This is a genomic window from Pseudomonas sp. GW822-FHT06D10 (assembly GCF_058799535.1).
Genome location: NZ_JBXALN010000012.1, coordinates 174,655 through 193,453, shown reverse-complemented (window position 1 = coordinate 193,453; position 18,799 = coordinate 174,655). Strand labels below are relative to the sequence as shown.

Below are 18,799 nucleotides of genomic sequence, written 5' to 3'. Positions count from 1 at the left end.
TGCTCAGTTGAATCCGCTGGTGGAGATAAAGTCGACGTCGGTTTTCGGCTCGCCGCGCATCAAGAGCTCGATTACCTGGTTCAGCGTACGCCCTTCGAACAGGATCGCGTGCAGGCCGGCCACCAGCGGCATGTAGACCCCCAGCTCCTGAGCCTTGACCTTGAGCACCTTGAGGGTGTTGACGCCCTCCGCCACCTCACCCAGGCGGGTCACCGCCTCTTCCAGGCTCAGGCCCTGGCCCAGGGCAAAGCCCACCTGGTAGTTGCGGCTCTTGGGCGAGGAACAGGTGACGATCAGGTCGCCGACCCCGGCCAGGCCGAGGAAAGTCATGGGGTTGGCGCCCTGGCTCACGGCAAAGCGGGTCATTTCCGCCAGCGCCCGGGTAATCAGCATGCTCTTGGTGTTTTCCCCCATGCCCAGGGCCACCGCCATGCCGGCGATGATCGCGTAGACGTTCTTCAGCGCCCCGCCCAGTTCCACACCAAAGCGGTCGGCACTGGCATACACACGGAAGGTGCGGCCGTGCAGCGCGGCCTGGACCCGCTGACAGAGCTCTTCGTCTTCACTGGCGACCACGGTGGCGGTCAGGGCGTGCTCGGCCACTTCCCGAGCCAGGTTGGGGCCGGAAAGTACGCCGATGCGCGCTTGCGGGGCGATGTCCTGGAGGATCTCGCTCATCAGCTTGAAGGTCTGGGCCTCGATGCCCTTGGTCAGGCTGACCAGCAGCTTGCCGCGGAGCAGCTCGGCGTGGGGCGCCAGCACCGAGCGCAGGGCGCTGGAGGGCAAGGCGACAAAGCACAGGTCACTGTCATTGAGGGTGGCCAGCAGGTCAGTGACCGGCTCCACCGCCGGATGAATCTTGATGCCCTTGAGATAGCGCGGATTCTCGCGGTTGACCCGAATGGCCTCGGCCTGCTCGGGGTCGCGCATCCACTGCCGCACCCGATGACCGTTCTCTGCCAGCAAATTGGCCACGGCGGTACCAAAACTTCCGCCTCCCAGGACCGCAATAGGGCGCTGTTGTGTCATATGCAATCCGTTAATCCATAGCAGTGGCGATGGCGGCATTATACGGGGCGGTTTTCTCACCACCAGCCCCAGGGGCCATTCAGGCAACCTGTCGGGAACACGTGGAGTCATTCGGGGAATGTCGGGCTTATCGACTGGAAAACTCGACTATCTCGGTTAACATGCGCGCCTTCCATCAAGATTCAAGGCTGTGTCGTGTCCGCTGGCCCCTCACCTCTTCGTCTGTCGCTGCTGCTGGGCATGTTGTTCGGCCACTCGGTGCTGGCCGACGATCTGTTCCTGGACGGCACCGCCCTGCCCGAGGTCCTCACCGCCACCCGCCTGAAACAGTCCCCTGCCGCAGTTCCCGGCAGCATGACGGTGCTCGACAACGAGTTGATCAAGGCCAGCGGCGCCCGGGACATCAGCGAACTGCTGCGCCTGGTGCCGGGGATGATGGTCGGCGCCATCAGCGGCAACCAGGCCACGGTCAACTACCACGGCACCAACGCCAGCGAAGCCCGGCGCATGCAAGTGCTGATCGACGGGCGTTCGGTGTATCGCGCCGGCCTGGCGACAGTGGACTGGAGCGATATCCCGGTGGCCATGGAAGACATCGAGCGCATCGAGGTGTTTCGCGGCCCCAATACCGTCAGCTACGGCGCCAACGCGCTGATGGCGGTGGTCAACATCATCACCCGCGCCCCGGCCAACAGCCATGGCACGCGGGTCAAGCTGACCCGGGGCCAGCGCGGCATCAGCGACTGGTACGCCAGCCAGGGTACCGGCTGGGAAAGCGGCGACCTGCGCCTGTCGCTGTCGGGGCAGGAAGATGATGGCTTCGACAAGAATCGCCTGGGGGCAGACTACCGCGACAGCAAGCGCTTGAACCGCTTCAGTCTGTCCGTGAGCCAGATGCTCAATGAACAGCAGAGCATCGACTGGCAGTTGAATGCCAAGGAAGGCACCAACCAGCGGCCCTATACCTATCAGCCGGTGTTCCACGGGGTAACCCAGCAAGGCAACAACTCCGATGTGGTGGCCAAGGATTACGCCGGGTCACTGCGCTGGAACCTGGAGCTCAACCCACAGCACAGCCTTTATATCCAGGGCTCGGCCCAGCACTGGGATCGCCAGCAGACCTGGCGTGCCTGCGACGCGGCAATTTCCTTCAGCCCCGAGCTGACACGCCTGTGGCAACTCAACCCGAACTACGCCGAGCGCCTGGCGCGCCACATGCCCGATTATTTAAGCGCGGCGCCCGGTGGAACCCCGACGGAACAGGCATTGGCCAACCAGGTCATCGACCAATGGAATACCGGCGGCAAGAATACCGTCTGCGGCAACATCGACCAGAGCTCTCGGGAAACCCGCTACGACCTGGAACTGCAGGACACCCTGAGCCTCAGCGACAACCTGCGGCTGGTCAGCGGCATGAACTATCGTTACGACCGGGCCGACTCCGAAACCTACTTCAACGGCACCCTTGACGACACCACCTGGCGCCTGTTCGGCCAGCTGGAGTGGCGGGCCAGCGAACATTGGCTGATCCAGGGCGGGGCTATGTACGAAGACACCCAGCTGACCGGCAACTCCCTGACCCCGAGGATCGCGGTCAACTACCTGATCAACCCGCGCCACGGCTTGCGGGCGGTGTATTCGGAAGCCATCCGCTCCCCGGACATGTTCGAGAACAACGTCAACTGGAGCTACCGGGTCACCGGCCTGAGTACCCCGGTCTACGGCCAGAACAGCGCCCAGTACTTCGTCAAGACCCGTGGCCCCGGCAACCTCGACCAGGAGCACATGCGTTCCCGGGAACTGGGCTACAACGGTTACTTCGTCGACCAGGCGCTGAACCTCGACATCAAGCTGTTCTATGACGAAATCACCGGGATGATCAGCGAGCCGCTGCGCAACAACCAGTACATCGCCAGCAACAGCAACGCCTCGCGCTTCGCCGGTACCGAGAGCCAGCTGGACTGGCAACTGAGCCGCGCCGACCGCCTGCGCCTGACCTACGCCTACGTCCATGCCCAGGCCAGCAACCGCCTGGACCAGCGCCTGACCGCCAGCAACAGCGGCTCCGCCGGCTGGCTGCGCAATTGGGGCCAGGGCTGGTCCAGCGCGCTCTTCTACTATGGCGACAGCGCCCTCAACGGCTACCGATTCGAACGGGTCGACACCCGCATCGCCAAGCGCCTGGCCCTGGGCAGCAAGACCAGCCTGGAACTGGCCGGCACCCTGCAGCAACGGCTCGACCACCAGCCCACCACCTTCGCCGACAATCTCTACGACTCGCGCCACGTGGTCTACTTCAGCGCGGAGCTCGAGTTCTGACATGGGCCACTGTCGGCCCTGGAAGGCCCTGCGCATACATCGTCGCCTGTGCCTGTGCCTGCTGGTACTGGGCATGCTGCTGGGCAGCCCGTTGTGGGCGGCCGATGTGCTGCTCACCGCCAGCGACGACAACAGCAGCGTGCGCACCTTCACCGAAGAACTGGCCGCCCAGCGCCCCCGGGACCAGGTGCGCTTCGTCCCCCTGGCCCAACTGCCGCCGCCGGGCCAGTTGCCCGGCAGCACGCGCCTGATCCTGCTGGACCCGCAAAGCCTCGACTGGCGCCTGCAAGATCCCTTGGGCCCGCCGACCCTGGTCCTGCGCATCAGCCGCCTGCAGGCCCAACAGCGCCTGGTGCAAAGCCCTCATCCACGGTTGAGCCTGCTATGGAGCGATCCGCCCCTGGAGCGCCAGTTACGCCTGATCCGCAGTGTTCTGCCCCAGGTGCGCCGGGTGGGGGTGCTGTACAGCGCCGACAGCCGGTTCCTGCTCAAGGAACTGCACCTGGCCGCGCAAACCCTGAACATGGAAATCATCGCCGAACCCTGGGACAGCACCAGCGACAGCCGCCCGCTGCAGAACCTGCTGCGCAACAGCGAAGTGCTGCTGGGCCTGGATGATCCGAAGCTGTACAACCCGAAAACCGTGAAGAACCTGCTACTGAGCAGCTACGCCCGGCAACAGGCGCTGATCGGCCCCAATGCCGGCTTCGTCCGGGCCGGCAGCCTGGCCAGCACCTACAGCGACCAGCAGGACTGGCTGCAGACCCTGGACAGCCTGCTCGACCAACCGCCGGCTCGCTGGCCCCGCGCGCTATACCCGACGGCTTTCAAAGTACTGAGCAACCCACAGGTGGCACGCTCGCTGGGCATCGAGGAAATCGACCCGCAGGCCGTTGCGCGCCAGTTGAGTGAAGGAGAGAAGCACCCATGACATTGCGTCGCCGATGGGATATCCAGACCCGCACTCAGCTCATCAGCCTGGGCCCGGCCCTGCTCCTGACCCTGCTGCTGATCAGCTTCTTTACCTTCGTGCGTATCCAGGACTTGCGCCAGGAGCTCAACCACACCGGGCAACTGATCGCCAATCAACTGGCGCCAGCCACCGAGTACGGGGTGATCTCCGGCAACAACGAGGGCCTGGAGAGCCTCCTGCAGGCAACCCTGGCCACGCCCCACGTGCACTTCCTGGAAGTGCAGGACAGCGCCAACAACATCCTGGTGTACGTGGAGCAGCCCTCGGCCAGCCACAACCACGCGCAGCAGATCAAGGTATTCCAGGCCCCGGTACGCCTGCAGCGCATCCAGGTGCACAACGACTTTCTGCAGAACGACCCGGCCAGCGTGGCCGCCCAGGGCGATGGTTACCTGGGCCGGGTGATCGTCGGCATGTCCAACGACGCCTTCAGCCAGCGCCAGCAGGAAATCCTCCTCAAGGCCGCCATCCTCGCGCTGTTCGCCCTGCTCTTCACCTTCCTCCTGGCCCGGCGCCTGGCGGCCGGCCTGGCACAGCCGATCCGCGCCATGGGCGATGCGGTGAAGGCAATCCAGGAAGGGGATTTCAAGACCCCGCTGCCGATCGTCGACGATGGCGAGCTGGGCAACCTGGCCCGGCACATCAACAACCTCGCCGCCGGCCTGGAACTGGCTAGCCGCGAGCAGCACCAGGCCATGTCCCAGTTGATCCAGACCCGGGAAGAGGCGGAACGGGCGAACAAGGCCAAGTCGGATTTCCTGGCGATGATGAGCCACGAGCTGCGCACACCGATGAACGGTGTACTGGGCATGCTGCAACTGCTGGAAACCACCCAGATGACCCAGGAACAGAGCGAGTACGCGGCGCTGGCGTCGGAGTCCACCGAACACCTGCTGAAGGTGATCAACGACATCCTCGACTTCTCCCGCATCGAACGCTCGGCCCTGGAACTGGAGCACATCCCGTTCAACCTTGCCGAACTGATCACCAGCTCGGCCCAGGCCTTCCAGCACAGCGCCCTGCAACGCGGCCTGGACTTGCAACTGCGGCTGCCGCCGGGCATGGAGTCGCTGCAGGTCAAGGGCGACCCGACGCGAATCCGGCAGATCCTGGTCAACCTGATCGGCAACGCCCTGAAGTTCACCGAGCAGGGCAGCATCACCATCGAGCCCCAGTGGCAGGCCCTGGATCACGAACTGCTGTGGTTCACCTGCGCAGTGCGCGACAGCGGTATCGGCATCAGCCCGGCCAGCCTGGAGCTGATGTTCGACGCCTTCCAGCAGGCCGACAGTTCGATTTCCCGTCGCTATGGCGGCACCGGCCTGGGCCTGCCCATCGCCCGCACCCTGGCCGAGCGCATGGGTGGCACCCTGCGGGCCCAGAGCGAGGAAGGCCGAGGCTCGGTGTTCACCCTGGAAATCCCCCTGGCGCTGTTCCAGCAGAGCCTGCCGGTACTGGCCCCGCGGGTGAGCAGCAATCAGCACTCCGGTGAAGGCCGCAACGTGCTGCTGGTGGAAGACAACCCGGTGAACCAGACCGTGATCCAGGCCATGCTGCGCAGCCTGGGGTTCACCGTGAGCATCGTCACCGACGGCGCCCAGGCGGTCCGCAGTGCCGAAAGCCTGATCTTCGAGGCGATTCTGATGGATTGCCGACTGCCGCTGGTCGACGGTTATGAAGCCACCCGGCAGATCCGCCAACTGCCCGGCTGTGCCGATTTACCGATCATCGCCCTGACCGCCAACGCCTTGCAGGGCGACCGTGAAGCCTGCCTTGCAGCGGGCATGAACGACTACCTGGCCAAGCCTTTCAAGCGCGCGGATCTGCAGCAAATTCTCCAACGTTGGGTGCAATAACCGGCTATTTTCCAACAGCTACGACTGGCGTCATGGGCGAAAGTGCGGCAGTCTTAGGCACCCGACGGGGCCCTGAAAAGGCCCTCAAAAAAAATTTCAGTGCACAAGTGTACATTCATGCCCTTTGCGCTGTGACTTTCACTACAACGCAATAGTCTATGAGTAGGCTGCCGGCTCGAGGCATGAACGCTTCGATCGGCCGGGAAGATTTGCCCAACCCTGCCGCACGGGACTATTGAGGAGCTCGCATGACCAAACAAAACGCCTTTACTCGGGAAGACCTGCTGCGCTGCAGTCGCGGTGAGCTGTTCGGCCCAGGTAACGCGCAACTGCCCGCCCCCAACATGCTGATGGTGGATCGCATCACCCATATCAGCGAAGAGGGTGGCAAGTACGGTAAAGGTGAGTTGGTCGCTGAGCTGGATATCACTCCAGACCTGTGGTTCTTCGCTTGCCACTTCGAAGGCGACCCGGTGATGCCAGGCTGCCTGGGCCTGGATGCCATGTGGCAACTGGTGGGCTTCTTCCTCGGCTGGCAGGGCTTGCCGGGCCGCGGTCGCGCCCTGGGTTCGGGGGAAGTGAAATTCTTCGGCCAGGTCCTGCCGACCGCCAAGAAAGTCACCTATAACATTCACATCAAGCGCGTGCTCAAGGGCAAGCTGAACATGGCCATCGCCGATGGTTCGGTCAGCGTTGACGGCCGCGAAATCTATACCGCCGAAGGCCTCCGGGTCGGCGTGTTTACTTCAACTGACAACTTCTAAGGGTTATCCGCATGCGCCGCGTCGTTATCACAGGTCTTGGCATTGTTTCGTGCCTGGGCAATGACAAAGAGACCGTCTCCGCTAACCTGCGTGCAAGTCGCCCTGGCATCCGCTTCAACCCGGAATATGCCGAAATGGGTCTGCGTAGCCAGGTTTCCGGCTCCATTGACCTGAACCTCGAAGAGCTGATCGACCGCAAGATCTATCGCTTCGTCGGCCACGCGGCGGCTTACGCCTACCTGGCCATGAAAGACGCCATCGCCGACTCCGGCCTGAGCGAAGAACAAGTGTCCAACCCGCGCACCGGCCTGATCGCCGGCTCCGGCGGCGCCTCGACCCTGAACCAGATGGAAGCGCTGGACATCCTGCGCGAGAAAGGCGTCAAGCGCGTTGGCCCATACCGCGTTACGCGGACCATGAGCAGCACCGTTTCCGCCTGCCTGGCCACCCCGTTCAAGATCAAGGGCCTGAACTACTCCATCGCTTCTGCCTGCGCCACCAGTGCTCACTGCATCGGTACCGCCATGGAACAGATCCAGATGGGCAAGCAGGACATCGTCTTCGCCGGTGGCGGTGAAGAAGAGCATTGGACCCAGTCGTTCCTGTTCGACGCCATGGGTGCCCTGTCCACCCAGTACAACGAAACCCCGGAAAAGGCCTCCCGCGCCTACGACGCCAAGCGTGACGGTTTCGTCATCGCCGGCGGTGGCGGCATGGTGGTGGTCGAGGAGCTGGAACACGCTCTGGCCCGTGGCGCCAAGATCTACGCGGAAATCGTCGGCTACGGCGCCACTTCCGATGGCTACGACATGGTGGCTCCAAGCGGCGAAGGTGCAATCCGCTGCATGGAAATGGCCATGTCCACCGTCGACACTCCTATCGACTACCTGAACACCCACGGCACTTCGACCCCGGTCGGCGACGTCGCGGAAATGAAGGGCGTGCGTGAAGTGTTCGGCGACAAGGCCCCGGCCATCAGCTCCACCAAGAGCCTGTCGGGTCACTCCCTGGGCGCTGCCGGCGTTCACGAAGCGATCTACTGCATGCTGATGATGGAAGGCAACTTCATGGCCGGTTCGGCCAACATCGACGAGCTGGATCCGGAAGTGGCCGATATGCCGATCCTGACCAAGACCCGCGAAGATGCCACCATCAACACCGTGATGAGCAACAGCTTCGGCTTCGGTGGCACCAACGCCACCCTGGTCATGAAGCGCTGGCAGGGCAAGTAAGCCCCGCCGCTTCGCCGAATGAAAAAGCCCCGACCGGTTCGGGGCTTTTTTTCGCCTGCCAGAAGGCTCAGACCGAGAAACGCGCCACCATGCTGTTCAGGTCCACCGCCAGGCGCGACAACTCCTGGCTGGCCGCACTGGTCTGATTGGCCCCGGCGGAGGTCTGCAAGGCCAGGTCGCGGATGTTCATCAGGTTGCGGTCCACCTCCCGCGCCACCGCCGCCTGCTGCTCCGAGGCGCTGGCAATGACGATGTTGCGCTCATTGATCTGGGTGAAGGCCGATGCGATTTCCTCCAGCGCCTGCCCTGCCGCCTTGGCCACCTCCAGGGTCGAATGGGCGCGGTTGTTGCTCTGCTGCATGGAACTGACGGCCTGGTCGGTGCCCTGCTGGATACCACCGATCATCTGCTCGATTTCCTGGGTCGACTGCTGGGTCCGATGAGCCAGGGCCCGGACTTCATCGGCCACCACTGCGAACCCGCGTCCCGCATCCCCGGCCCGTGCCGCCTCGATGGCCGCGTTCAACGCCAGCAGGTTGGTCTGCTCGGCAATGGAACGGATCACCTCCAGTACCTTGCTGATGCCATAGACCTTCTGCGCCAGATCCTCCACCTGGCTGGCATTGGCCGTCACGTCCTGCGCCAGCGACTCAATCGAGAGCACCGTCTGGTGCACCTGCTCGCGCCCGTGCTGGGCGATGCGGTCGGACTCCCGCGAGGCTTCGGACGTGGCCACTGCGTTACTGGCCACCTCCTCCACCGCTGCGGTCATCTGGTTTACCGCCGTGGCCGCCTGTTCGATCTCCAGGCTCTGCTGATGCAGGCCACGGGTCGCATCCTCGGTGACACAACTGAGCTCTTCCGAGGCCGAGGCCAGCTGGCTGGATGAATCGGAGATGCGCCGGATGGTTTCCCGCAGGCTGTGCTGCATGGCCTTGAGCGCGTGCAGCAGGCGCGCCGGCTCGTCCCTGCCGGTCACCGTGATAGTGCCGGTCAGATCGCCGCCGGCCACCACTTCGGCCACATTCAACGACTGCGCCAGAGGCAGGACGATACTGCGGGTCAACAACAGGGCCAGGCCGATGGTCACCAGCGCCGCCAGGGCAATCATGCCGATCACCCATACCCGCGACTTGCTGAACACCGCCTGGGCCAGATCGGTGGCATGGGTCGCGCTTTGCTTGTTCAGCTCCACCAGCTCGTGCAGGGTCGCGGCCATCTCATCGGCCAGCTGGTTCATTTCGCCATTGACCACCTTGACCGCTTCCTCCAGCTGGTTCTGGCTGGAGAGCTGCATGACCCGTTCCTGGCGTTGCAGGTACTGTTTTTCGATGGTCTTGAAGCGATCGAACAGGACCCGCTCCTGAGGCAGGAGGATCAAGGATTCGTAGCGGCTCTGGGCAACCCCCAGGACACTCTTGATCTCGTTGATCTTGTTTTCGTTCTGGGTGATCGCCTGCGGGTCGCGATTGATCAACAACCGCAGGGTCAGGGCGCGAATGCGCAGCAGGTCCTGGTTCATTTCCCCTACGGACATCACGCTGGGCAGCCAATTGCTTTCCACTTCATCGGACTGCTGGCGCATATTGCCCATCTGCATCAAGGCGAATGCCCCCAGGGCAAACACCATCAGCGCCAGCAAGCCGAAACCCAGGCTCGCCCGTAACGCAATGTTCAGACTTCTAAGACTCATTCCTCTGGCTCCTTCCTAGAGCGCTGCAAGAACTTGCAGCAGGGTGCTCTTAGACGGTATCGGGCCATTGGAAAATTGCGTAAGACAAAAACGTGATATCAAAACGCCCTAGCACTCCAATACTTGGGCGTAAAACGATTCAGCGCACAGAAAATCGCTGTTCTGCCAACAATCGGTCGCCCTGGAAGACCATGAAACGCCACTCGCCCGGGACCACCTCATGGCTTTCGGTGAACTCATAGGCCATCACGTCCTGGGGAGCGTTGGGCACCAGTTTCTGAGTGATTTCGAACTTGTCATGGCGTACCCCGTCCGGCGTACGGATGCCCGGCGTCAGGTAAAGAAGAGTCAGGGGCTGATCTTCGGCCACCTTGCCCAGCAACTGGTAACGCATGCCGAACTTGGTCCCCAGCCTGGCGGGCACCACGGAAGTCTGCTGGATCTTCTCGTTGCTGCGGCGCAGCACCCGCTCCCCCGATTGCAGCTCGGCCTTGGGACCTTCGAACACGCCGTATTCCACCGGCCCTTCGACACGGACTTCGGCGCAGGCCAGGCCACTGAAGATCATCAGCGCCGCCAGTGCGCTTAAACGAGTGAGGTGCATATCGCGCTCCTTGATTGAGATGGCGCGAGCTTATGAAGCAGGCATGACAGGCTGATGACAGTCTGGCGCCTGCTAGGGACGATGGTTGGCGGGAAGGATGGCGAGGAAATTGTCATGGGCCACCTTGCGTGCTACCTCCTGCGGCAAGGCGTCAAGAAAGCCATCGAACCCCCGCAGCTCGCTCCCCAGTTTGTTGAAGCGCCCGACCACGTCCGAACCCAGCATGAAGCGCTCCGGGAAACGCTCCACCAGCTGCAGCCAGGCCGGGTCGGGGTTGCCCTGCTTATCCAGCAGATAGGGCGTGAGCAGGCTCCAGGACAGGTCGATGTAGAGGTTGGGGTAGCTCTCCAGCAGCCGCGTCAGGGTCGGCAGCAGGAACTCCAGCCGGGTCTGGTGACGATGGATCTCGGCACTGGTGCCGGCATGGGCCCAGATAAAACGCGTATGGGGGTGATTGCGCAGCGGCTCTTCGATTTCCGCCAGGTACAGCGGATTGCGCTCGCGCTTGGAGGTGATGTTGGAGTGCAGCATAACCGGCAGGTCGTTCTCGGCCGCCAGGTGATAGACCTTGGTCATCGCCTCGTTATTGGCCCGCGGCGTGTCGCCGGCGGTCAGTGCGGTGAGATCGTCGTGCCGGGTGAAGACCTCGCCGATGCCCTGCCACAGCCCCGGGTCGAGATCGAGCATGCGCTGGATATGCGCCGCGGAGTTCTTGTCGTTGGGGTTGAACCCCGAAAGGAACGGATGAAAGCGCCGGCGCTGCTCGGCCGGCAGCTTTTTCACCGCGGCGGCCACCAGCACGTCGGTGGCGCTGTACCAGTAGGCCGCGGCATCGTCCCCGGCGTAGTAGCGCGGGCGCTTGGGCTCATCCTCGTGCCATTTCTTGGCCACCGGAATCCCGGCAATCATCACCTGCTCGATGCGGTTGTCATCCATGGCCTTGAGCAAGGCTTCCATGCCCGCGGTTTCCTGGAAGAAGTCCACGTAATGCAGGTGCGCGTCACTGTACACATAGTCACGCGCCTGGGCCACCGCCAGCGGCAGCATCAGCAGCGCCCACAAACAGCTTGCTTGAACAGGGTTCCAGTGCACCGGGCCGCCTCCCATGGATCGAAGCAGGATAGACCGCGACGCCGAGCCGCAGGTTCAGAAAAAGGGGAACGCCCGCGCTTCGATATGCTCTATAACTTCAGCACCCTTACAGCCTGATCCTTATTCATCACTGCCTGAGGTTTGCCATGACCATCACCGTCAATACCGAGTCCAGCGAAGGTTTCCGCCACAGCATCCAGGTCGACGACCACCAGTTGTTCACCGACCTGCCCAAGTCCGCCGGTGGCGAAGGCACCGCACCCGAGCCCCATGACTACTTCGATGCCGCCCTGGGCGCCTGCAAGGCCCTGACCCTCAAGCTCTACGCACAGAAGAAGAACATCCCGCTGACCGGGGTCACCGTGGAGATCAAGCACGACAACAGCGAAGAGCAGAAAGGCAAGTACGCCCTGCATGTGAAGCTGACCCTCAAGGGCGTGCTCACCGATGCCCAGCGTGATGAGCTGCACCGGGTGGCCGATCGCTGCCCGATCCACAAGCTGATGACCACCAGCGAAGTCAGCATCGAGACCCACCTCTCCGAAGGCGCCTTCAGCCAGTAGCGGCAAGGCTGGCACAAGCGGGTTATGCTCCCGGGCATAACCCGATCAGCCTGGAATCCGCCATGAACTCCCCCCTCGTGATCCGTCCCCGTGCCGAGGACGTTGAAGGCCAGCCCATCCTGCGCCCCCTGCCTTCGGCCCAGTGCCGCAGTGTCGGGCCTTTCGTGTTCTTCGACCACATGCTGGAAACCCGCTACCCGCCGGGCAAGGGCATGAATATCCGTCAGCATCCGCATATCGGCCTCTCCACCCTGACCTACCTGTTCGCCGGGCAGATCCAGCACAAGGACAGCCTGGGCTCCGACCAGATCGTGGGCGCCGGGGACGTCAGCTGGATGACCGCCGGCAGCGCCATCGCCCATGTCGAGCGCACGCCAGCGCCCTTGCAGGCCCAGGGGTTTGCCATGCACGGCCTGCAGGTCTGGCTGGCCTCGCCCAAAGAACAGGAGCAGGGCCCGGGGCACTACAGCCATCACCCGGCCAGCAGCCTGCCGGTGAGCGACAACCTGGGGGTGAGCATTCGGATGATTGCCGGCAGCGGTTTCTGCCTGGAGTCGCCGGTGCCGGTGCTCTCCCCCACCCTGTATGCCGAGCTGCGGCTGCAGACCGCCACCAGCCTGCTGATTCCCACCGAGCATCAACAGCGTGCGCTGTATGTACTGGAGGGCGAGGCACAACTGGACGGCGAGCCATTACCCGTGCACTCGCTGGTGGTATTGCCAGAGGGGGAGAACGCCACGCTGTTCGCCGAGAGCGATTGCCACGCGGTGCTGATCGGCGGCGCCGCCCTGGACGGCCCGCGGCGGATCAACTGGAACTTCGTCGCCAGCGATCCACTGTTGATCGATGAAGCTCGCAGACGCTGGGCCGCCGGGGACTGGCCGCAGGTGCCGGGAGAAAGCGAGCGCATCCAATTGCCACCCGCCCGCCACTGATCGGTAGGGGCCGATTTGCCGGCGAACAGGCCCGTGAGTCTGGCGTTGCTCTCACTGACGCCTTCGCTGGCAAGCCAGCTCCTACGGGATCAGGGTCGGTGGGTCAGCCGCTAAAGACTTCGTCCAGCAGGTAATGCATGGTGGCGAAGGCCCGGGCCGAGGTCTTGGCGTCGTACATCATCTTGCCCGGCAGGTTGGCGTGGGTGTCGGTGAAGGAATGCACCGCGCCACCGTAGCTGACCAGTTGCCAGTCCACTCCCGCGGCGTCCATTTCCGCTTCGAAGGCCGGCAGTTGCTCCTTGGCCACGAACGGGTCCGCCGCGCCGTGCAGTACCAGTACCGAGCCCTTGATGTTGTTGGCATCGGCAGGGTTGGGGGTGTCCAGGGTGCCGTGGAACGACACCGCCGCCTTCACCGGCGCGCCACTGCGGGCCAGTTCCAGGGCGCAGCAGCCGCCAAAGCAGAAGCCGAAGGTGGCCAGCCTGGAGGTGTCCACCGCGGCTTCGCCCTGGCTCTGCAAGGCCGCAAAGGCCGCCTGCATGCGCTTGCGCAACAACGCCCGATCATCCTTGAGCGGCATCATCGCGGCACCGGCCTGGCTCGCATCGCCGGGGCGCAGCGACTGGCCATACAGATCGGCGATCAGCACCACATAACCCTTGGCCGCCACCGCCTCGGCGATCTTCTCCGCGCCGGCGCTGACACCCATCCAGTTCGGCGCCATCAGCAACCCCGGACGCGCAGCTTTATGGGCGGCATCGAAGGCCAGGCGGCCTTCATAGGGCTGGCCATCGATCTGATAGACCACGGAACGCACTGTGATTTGACTCATGACTCATCTTCTCCAGTAGGGGGACACCAGAATGAAAAAACCCGCCGAAGCGGGTTTTTCTTGCAACGTGGTTAAACCGACAGCTCCACCAGCAGCTTGTTCAGCCGGCGCACATAGGCCGCCGGATCCTTCAAGCTGTCACCGGCCGCCAGGGCCGCCTGATCGAAGAGAATGTGCGACAGGTCGCCAAAGCGCTCTTCGCTCTGCTCGCCGTCGAGTTTCTCGATCAGCGGGTGAGTCGGGTTGAACTCGAAGATCGGCTTGGAATCCGGAACCTTCTGCCCGCTGGCTTCAAGGATCTGACGCATTTGCAGCCCCAGGTCCTGCTCGCCAATGGCCAGGATCGCCGGCGAGTCGGTCAGGCGGTGGGAAACCCGCACTTCGCTGACGCTCTCGCCCAGGGCGGTCTTGATCCGCTCAACCAGGCCTTCCTTGGTCTTGGCGACTTCCTCGGCAGCCTTCTTGTCCTCTTCGGAGTCGAGGTTGCCCAGGTCCAGGTCGCCGCGCGCCACGTCGACAAAACTCTTGCCGTCGAACTCGTTGAGGTAGCTCATCAGCCACTCGTCGATACGGTCGGTGAGCAGCAGCACTTCGATGCCTTTCTTGCGGAAGACTTCCAGGTGCGGGCTGTTCTTCACCTGGGCGTAGGATTCGCCGGTGAGGAAGTAGATCTTGTCCTGGCCTTCCTTGGCGCGTGCCAGGTAGTCGGCCAAGGAGACATTCTGCTCGCCGTCGTCGCCCTGGGTGGAGGCGAAGCGCAGCAGGCCGGCGATCTTCTCCTTGTTGGCGAAGTCCTCGGCCGGGCCTTCCTTCATCACCTGGCCGAAGTTCTTCCAGAAGCCCTTGTATTGCTCGGGTTCGTTCTTCGCCAGTTTCTCCAGCATGTCGAGGACACGCTTGGTCAGCGCCGACTTCATCGAGTCGATGATCGGGTCTTTCTGCAGGATTTCCCGCGAGACGTTCAGCGACAGGTCGTTGGAGTCCACCACGCCCTTGATGAAGCGCAGGTACAGCGGCAGGAACGACTCGGCCTGATCCATGACGAACACGCGCTGCACGTAGAGCTTGAGGCCCTTGGGCGCTTCACGCTGGTACAGGTCGAACGGCGCGCGAGCCGGTACGTAGAGCAGCGAGCTGTACTCCAGCTTGCCTTCGACCTTGTTGTGGCTCCAGCTCAGCGGGTTTTCGAAGTCATGGGCGATGTGCTTGTAGAACTCCTGGTATTCCTCGTCCTTGATCTCGGTACGCGGACGGGTCCACAGGGCACTGGCGCGGTTGACGGTTTCCCACTCCAGCGCAGGTTTCTCTTCGCCTTCAGCGGCAGCGGCTTCTTTGGGCAGCTCGATCGGCAGCGCGATGTGGTCGGAATACTTCTTGATGATGTTGCGCAGGCGCCAGCCATCGGCGAACTCGTCTTCACCGGATTTCAGGTGCAGGACGATGCGGGTGCCGCGCTCGGCCTTGTCGATGGTCGCAACTTCGAACTCGCCCTCGCCCTTGGAAGACCAGTGCACGCCTTCGCTGGCAGGCAGGCCGGCACGGCGGCTGAACACTTCAACCTGGTCGGCCACGATAAAGGCGGAGTAGAAGCCGACACCGAACTGACCGATCAGGTGCGAGTCCTTCTTCTGGTCGCCGGTGAGGTTCTTCATGAAATCGGCAGTGCCGGATTTGGCGATGGTCCCCAGGTGGGTGATCACATCTTCTCGGCTCATGCCGATACCGTTGTCTTCGAGGGTGACGGTTTTCGCGTCCTTGTCGAAGCTCACACGGATTTTCAGTTCGGCGCCACCTTCCAGCAACTCGGGCTTGGACAGGGCTTCGAAGCGCAATTTGTCGACGGCGTCAGAGGCGTTCGAGATCAATTCGCGAAGGAAGATTTCCTTGTTGGAATACAGCGAATGGATCATGAGGTGCAGCAGTTGCTTCACCTCGGTCTGGAAGCCCAGGGTTTCCTTTTGAGTTTCCACACTCATGGTCATCAAACTCCAATCAGATGGCATTGGCCGCGTTCCGGGAGCGGAGGGCGGCGGGATGACATGAAAGTGGGGGTCGCTCGCTGGATTTCAAGGGCCGGTGCTCTCTTCGATCTTGAAATGTGCGCGAGCGGTGGCAATCGACTCCTCGGCAGTGCTCTGCCAGGCGGTGATGGCGACATTGGCCACCCTCCTGCCCTGCCGGCACACCTGGCAGCGGGCAAAGGTGTCGCGAAACTGCCCGGCGCGCAGGTAGTCGAGGGAAAAGTCGATGATTTTCGGCACCCCGGGCGAGCCGGTGAGAATCAGCAAATGCAAGGCGGCCGCCAGTTCCATGAAACCGGCGATCACTCCACCGTGCAGGGCTGGAAGCAGAGGGTTGCCGATATTGTCCTTGTTGGCCGGCAGGCGAAACAGCAGTTCATCTCCCAGTTGCGTGCACTCGATGCCAATCAGCTTCGCGTAGGGGATCTGCTCCAGCAACGCGGTGTAATCGCCCTGCTGGCGAGCCTGCTCCAGGAGTGCTCGAAGGTCCGTGCTCATGCCCGCTCCCCCTTGATCGAGCTGGCCAGCCCGCGGCTGCCCTTGAGCCCCCGGCCCATGCGCATGAAAGTGCCGACTACATGAGCCACGGGACGCTCGGGATCATCCTGATAGGCAAAGCCGCGGGTAAAGATCACATCGGTGGTGACCCGGTAACACTGGGCAAAGCCGTGCACGTCATGATGAGGGACCGCCGGATGCATATAGTCTATGCGCAGGTCCAGGGTCGGACACACCTCGAACTCCGGCAGCACGCAAAGCGTGGCCATGCCACAGGCGCTGTCCATCAGCGTGGTCAGGGCACCGCCGTGAATGATCCCGGTTTGCGGGTCGCCGACAATCTGCGGACTGTAGGGCAAGGTCAGGGTCAGGCCCTCTTCAGAGGCGCTATGTACCCGGATGCCCAGCACCTGGCAGTGGCGCAAGGCGGAAAGAAAGCGCGCCGCACGCTCAGAAATAGGGTTTTGCGCCATGAGATTTATCTCTTTTTATTGTCGGGAATGTGCGTTGAATGAAGCAGGCAAAAGTTCCATGAAATGAGGACTTAATATATCTGTGAGTCTCAAGGAACTTAAATCACAAGGCCATGATCGAAAGGCCAGTAGATATCTTCACTAAGGAGAAACACCCCATGCGTAAGACTTTAGCTATTGCCCTGATGCTGACCGCTTCCCTCGGTCTGGCTGCCTGCGACAAAAAATCCGAGGACAAAGCTCAAGATGCCAATCAACATGCTGAGCAAGCCCAACAGAAAATGAACGAAGCTCAGGATAAAGTGAACGACGCGGCAAAAGAAAACGCCGAAGCAGCCAAAGATCAGGCTGAATCCAACAAGGCTGCTGCTGAAGAAAGCGCCAAGGAAGCAGCTCCTAAAACCAACTAAGTCGGTTTTAGCGCAACAAAGAACAAAGCCCGCCAAGTGCGGGCTTTTTCTTGCTCGTAAAACAGTCGCTCAATACAACAGTGCTTAGTTGCCGGGCAAGCAACTAAGCGTTGAAGATCAGCCGCCTGCCCCCAGGAACAATTCGTCCTGGTGGGGCTCTGCCTGCAACGGCTGCATTGGCACCGACTCATTGCCCGGGGACTCCAGTGCATAGTGCAAGGGGCTGGAAATGGGCAGCAACCTGATGGGAAAGTCGTAGTGGGCGGTAACAGGCGCCAGCCATTGGCGGGTCTGGTAATCCGCTGCCGCGATACTCATGAAGCAAGGGTGCGGGATGTCCTGCGGCGAACGCCCGGCCAGCAACATGACCCATTCCCAGTCCGTTGCCGCCTCGACCTTGAAGCTCCCGTCATCGGCCGTCAGGAACTGTGCGCCACACAAGGCGCCCTTGGCCCCGGCGATCGGCACGCCGCTCAATGCATCTACCACCCTGCCCCGGGCTTCGCCATTCAGATACAGGGTTTGCGCCCTGCAGCCCGACAACAGGAAAAACCCCAGGCACAGGTACTTCAGGGCACGCGAACTGCTCATTGGTCAACTCCTTTTAACCGTTCAATCGATCAGCCATCAACGCTCAGGCTGCATCTTTGGGGCTATCGACCACAGGTTGTTCTGTCGGTGTATAGACCATGACCTCAAGTACATCGGAGTGGAACTCCCGCCGATACAGGACAAACACCACACCCGCGCTCATCAGCATGAATAACCAGGGGCTGACGAACCAGGCCAGCATGGTCATGCCGAAGTAATAGGAACGCAATCCGAAGTTGAACTGGTTGGCCGCCATGGAAATTACCCGAGCCGCTCGCGATGCAAAAGCCTTGCGCTCCTGCTCGGAAACATGACGCTCGCCGATCATTGGCGCCGACCCCACCAGCACTGCGGCGAAGTTGTACTGGCGCATGCACCAGCTGAAGGTAAAGAAGGCATAGACGAACACCAGCGCCAGACACAGCAGCTTGATTTCCGACATGCCCTGGGACGCCTGCTGGACCATGGGAATGTCCGCCAACAGCGACACTGCACGCTCCGAGGCGCCCAGCACGGTGAGGATGCCCGCCAGGATGATCAGGGTGCTGGAGGCGAAGAACGAGGCATTGCGCTCCAGGTTGCCGATCACGCTGGCATCGGCGATACGGTTATCCCGCAGCAGCATGCGGCGCATCCAGTCCTCGCGATACAGGTGCAGGACGCTGGCCAGGCACGCGGTGTCCCTTCCCTTCCAACTGGCGTAGCGGGTATAGCCACCCCAGCAGACGACGAACCACAGGGCGGCCAGTAGGTGGATCAGGTTGGCTTGAACGAACGACATGCAAATTCCTGTAAGGCGTTGGCAGAAGACAAAAGCAAAGGGCACTGCTTCGACGCCCCGCAGGGGAAAAAGACACCGCTCTACGCCCATAAAAAATGCCCCGCATCCATCGATGCGGGGCATTTTTTAGGGG

The 18,799-nt window shown here is 62.3% G+C and carries 18 protein-coding genes and 1 pseudogene; 8 read left to right on the top strand and 11 right to left on the bottom strand.

Translation table 11 applies throughout. The features are described 5' to 3' along the window. Positions 1–3: 3 nt before the first annotated feature. Entirely contained in the window at positions 4–1,029 is a 1,026-nt protein-coding gene (locus AC1RL5_RS31005; protein ID WP_011060071.1) for an NAD(P)H-dependent glycerol-3-phosphate dehydrogenase, read from the bottom strand. 195 nt (positions 1,030–1,224) lie between these two features. On the opposite strand from AC1RL5_RS31005, the gene AC1RL5_RS31000 reads away from it, so the two are divergent. The 5 genes from AC1RL5_RS31000 to fabB all read left to right on the top strand — a co-directional run bounded on the left by AC1RL5_RS31000 (position 1,225) and on the right by fabB (position 8,173). Beyond that, positions 1,225–3,348, top strand: coding sequence for a TonB-dependent receptor plug domain-containing protein (locus AC1RL5_RS31000; RefSeq protein WP_093406504.1), 2,124 nt, complete (start codon positions 1,225–1,227; stop codon positions 3,346–3,348). Between the two features lies 1 nt (position 3,349). Further along, positions 3,350–4,279, top strand: a complete 930-nt coding sequence (locus AC1RL5_RS30995) for an ABC transporter substrate-binding protein (protein WP_103407549.1) — start codon at positions 3,350–3,352, stop codon at positions 4,277–4,279. Beyond that, positions 4,276–6,177, top strand: a complete 1,902-nt coding sequence (locus tag AC1RL5_RS30990) for an ATP-binding protein (protein ID WP_015634677.1) — start codon at positions 4,276–4,278, stop codon at positions 6,175–6,177. Before AC1RL5_RS30995 ends, AC1RL5_RS30990 begins: the two co-directional genes overlap by 4 nt. 248 nt (positions 6,178–6,425) lie before the next feature. Beyond that, complete coding sequence (gene fabA, locus AC1RL5_RS30985; protein WP_011060067.1) at positions 6,426–6,941, top strand: 3-hydroxyacyl-[acyl-carrier-protein] dehydratase FabA; 516 nt, start codon at positions 6,426–6,428, stop codon at positions 6,939–6,941. An 11-nt stretch (positions 6,942–6,952) separates the two neighbouring features. After that, positions 6,953–8,173 (top strand): beta-ketoacyl-ACP synthase I, encoded by a 1,221-nt coding sequence (gene fabB, locus AC1RL5_RS30980; protein ID WP_072451654.1) that lies wholly within the window; start codon positions 6,953–6,955, stop codon positions 8,171–8,173. Positions 8,174–8,240: 67 nt separating this feature from the next. Here the strand turns inward: fabB and AC1RL5_RS30975 are convergent, their stop codons facing one another. From AC1RL5_RS30975 to AC1RL5_RS30960, 4 genes and pseudogenes are all read right to left on the bottom strand, one after another. Continuing rightward, positions 8,241–9,104 carry a methyl-accepting chemotaxis protein gene (locus AC1RL5_RS30975; protein ID WP_404940410.1) on the bottom strand — a complete coding sequence of 288 codons (864 nt, stop codon included), beginning with the start codon at positions 9,102–9,104 and terminating at the stop codon, positions 8,241–8,243. Beyond that, positions 9,096–9,866: pseudogene (locus AC1RL5_RS30970) on the bottom strand (MCP four helix bundle domain-containing protein); the annotation flags it as partial. The pseudogene AC1RL5_RS30970 and the gene AC1RL5_RS30975, both read right to left, overlap by 9 nt. Before the next feature lie 139 nt (positions 9,867–10,005). Continuing rightward, positions 10,006–10,470 carry a DUF3859 domain-containing protein gene (locus AC1RL5_RS30965; protein ID WP_072451655.1) on the bottom strand — a complete coding sequence of 155 codons (465 nt, stop codon included), beginning with the start codon at positions 10,468–10,470 and terminating at the stop codon, positions 10,006–10,008. Positions 10,471–10,542: 72 nt separating this feature from the next. Beyond that, positions 10,543–11,517: an amidohydrolase family protein gene (locus AC1RL5_RS30960; RefSeq protein WP_370059477.1), complete on the bottom strand. Its 975-nt coding sequence runs from the start codon at positions 11,515–11,517 to the stop codon at positions 10,543–10,545. A 191-nt stretch (positions 11,518–11,708) separates the two neighbouring features. On the opposite strand from AC1RL5_RS30960, the gene AC1RL5_RS30955 reads away from it, so the two are divergent. Further along, a complete protein-coding gene (locus AC1RL5_RS30955) occupies positions 11,709–12,125 on the top strand; it encodes an OsmC family protein (protein ID WP_011060062.1) in 417 nt (138 codons plus the stop codon). Between the two features lie 62 nt (positions 12,126–12,187). After that, positions 12,188–13,060 (top strand): pirin family protein, encoded by an 873-nt coding sequence (locus AC1RL5_RS30950; RefSeq protein WP_072451657.1) that lies wholly within the window; start codon positions 12,188–12,190, stop codon positions 13,058–13,060. A 103-nt stretch (positions 13,061–13,163) separates the two neighbouring features. Here the strand turns inward: AC1RL5_RS30950 and AC1RL5_RS30945 are convergent, their stop codons facing one another. The 4 genes from AC1RL5_RS30945 to AC1RL5_RS30930 all read right to left on the bottom strand — a co-directional run bounded on the left by AC1RL5_RS30945 (position 13,164) and on the right by AC1RL5_RS30930 (position 16,884). Beyond that, positions 13,164–13,892, bottom strand: coding sequence for a dienelactone hydrolase family protein (locus AC1RL5_RS30945; RefSeq protein WP_015634672.1), 729 nt, complete (start codon positions 13,890–13,892; stop codon positions 13,164–13,166). A gap of 71 nt (positions 13,893–13,963) precedes the next feature. Continuing rightward, complete coding sequence (htpG, locus tag AC1RL5_RS30940) at positions 13,964–15,868, bottom strand: molecular chaperone HtpG (RefSeq protein WP_011060059.1); 1,905 nt, start codon at positions 15,866–15,868, stop codon at positions 13,964–13,966. A gap of 90 nt (positions 15,869–15,958) precedes the next feature. Then, positions 15,959–16,411: a PaaI family thioesterase gene (locus AC1RL5_RS30935; protein ID WP_015634670.1), complete on the bottom strand. Its 453-nt coding sequence runs from the start codon at positions 16,409–16,411 to the stop codon at positions 15,959–15,961. Then, a complete protein-coding gene (locus tag AC1RL5_RS30930; protein ID WP_015634669.1) occupies positions 16,408–16,884 on the bottom strand; it encodes a PaaI family thioesterase in 477 nt (158 codons plus the stop codon). The genes AC1RL5_RS30935 and AC1RL5_RS30930 overlap by 4 nt, the downstream gene beginning before the upstream one ends. 158 nt (positions 16,885–17,042) lie before the next feature. Here AC1RL5_RS30930 and AC1RL5_RS30925 point away from each other — a divergent pair, with 158 nt between their 5' ends. Continuing rightward, the gene (locus AC1RL5_RS30925) at positions 17,043–17,294 is read left to right on the top strand and encodes a hypothetical protein (protein ID WP_011060058.1); all 252 of its coding nucleotides are present in this window, start codon (positions 17,043–17,045) and stop codon (positions 17,292–17,294) included. A gap of 117 nt (positions 17,295–17,411) precedes the next feature. Here the strand turns inward: AC1RL5_RS30925 and AC1RL5_RS30920 are convergent, their stop codons facing one another. Both AC1RL5_RS30920 and AC1RL5_RS30915 read right to left on the bottom strand, forming a co-directional pair. Further along, the gene (locus AC1RL5_RS30920) at positions 17,412–17,885 is read right to left on the bottom strand and encodes a hypothetical protein (protein WP_072451659.1); all 474 of its coding nucleotides are present in this window, start codon (positions 17,883–17,885) and stop codon (positions 17,412–17,414) included. A gap of 43 nt (positions 17,886–17,928) precedes the next feature. Next, positions 17,929–18,666 carry a DUF599 domain-containing protein gene (locus tag AC1RL5_RS30915; protein ID WP_011060056.1) on the bottom strand — a complete coding sequence of 246 codons (738 nt, stop codon included), beginning with the start codon at positions 18,664–18,666 and terminating at the stop codon, positions 17,929–17,931. Between the last annotated feature and the right edge of the window lie 133 nt (positions 18,667–18,799).

Coding starts and splice junctions, on each gene's coding strand:
- AC1RL5_RS31005 (WP_011060071.1), bottom strand. CDS start 1,029: ATGACACAACAGCGCCCTATTGCGGTCCTGGGAGGCGGAAGTTTTGGT.
- AC1RL5_RS30995 (WP_103407549.1), top strand. CDS start 3,350: ATGGGCCACTGTCGGCCCTGGAAGGCCCTGCGCATACATCGTCGCCTG.
- AC1RL5_RS30990 (WP_015634677.1), top strand. CDS start 4,276: ATGACATTGCGTCGCCGATGGGATATCCAGACCCGCACTCAGCTCATC.
- fabA (WP_011060067.1), top strand. CDS start 6,426: ATGACCAAACAAAACGCCTTTACTCGGGAAGACCTGCTGCGCTGCAGT.
- fabB (WP_072451654.1), top strand. CDS start 6,953: ATGCGCCGCGTCGTTATCACAGGTCTTGGCATTGTTTCGTGCCTGGGC.
- AC1RL5_RS30975 (WP_404940410.1), bottom strand. CDS start 9,104: ATGCAGCACAGCCTGCGGGAAACCATCCGGCGCATCTCCGATTCATCC.
- AC1RL5_RS30965 (WP_072451655.1), bottom strand. CDS start 10,470: ATGCACCTCACTCGTTTAAGCGCACTGGCGGCGCTGATGATCTTCAGT.
- AC1RL5_RS30960 (WP_370059477.1), bottom strand. CDS start 11,517: ATGCTGCCGCTGGCGGTGGCCCAGGCGCGTGACTATGTGTACAGTGAC.
- AC1RL5_RS30955 (WP_011060062.1), top strand. CDS start 11,709: ATGACCATCACCGTCAATACCGAGTCCAGCGAAGGTTTCCGCCACAGC.
- AC1RL5_RS30950 (WP_072451657.1), top strand. CDS start 12,188: ATGAACTCCCCCCTCGTGATCCGTCCCCGTGCCGAGGACGTTGAAGGC.
- AC1RL5_RS30945 (WP_015634672.1), bottom strand. CDS start 13,892: ATGAGTCAAATCACAGTGCGTTCCGTGGTCTATCAGATCGATGGCCAG.
- htpG (WP_011060059.1), bottom strand. CDS start 15,868: ATGAGTGTGGAAACTCAAAAGGAAACCCTGGGCTTCCAGACCGAGGTG.
- AC1RL5_RS30935 (WP_015634670.1), bottom strand. CDS start 16,411: ATGAGCACGGACCTTCGAGCACTCCTGGAGCAGGCTCGCCAGCAGGGC.
- AC1RL5_RS30930 (WP_015634669.1), bottom strand. CDS start 16,884: ATGGCGCAAAACCCTATTTCTGAGCGTGCGGCGCGCTTTCTTTCCGCC.
- AC1RL5_RS30925 (WP_011060058.1), top strand. CDS start 17,043: ATGCGTAAGACTTTAGCTATTGCCCTGATGCTGACCGCTTCCCTCGGT.
- AC1RL5_RS30920 (WP_072451659.1), bottom strand. CDS start 17,885: ATGAGCAGTTCGCGTGCCCTGAAGTACCTGTGCCTGGGGTTTTTCCTG.
- AC1RL5_RS30915 (WP_011060056.1), bottom strand. CDS start 18,666: ATGTCGTTCGTTCAAGCCAACCTGATCCACCTACTGGCCGCCCTGTGG.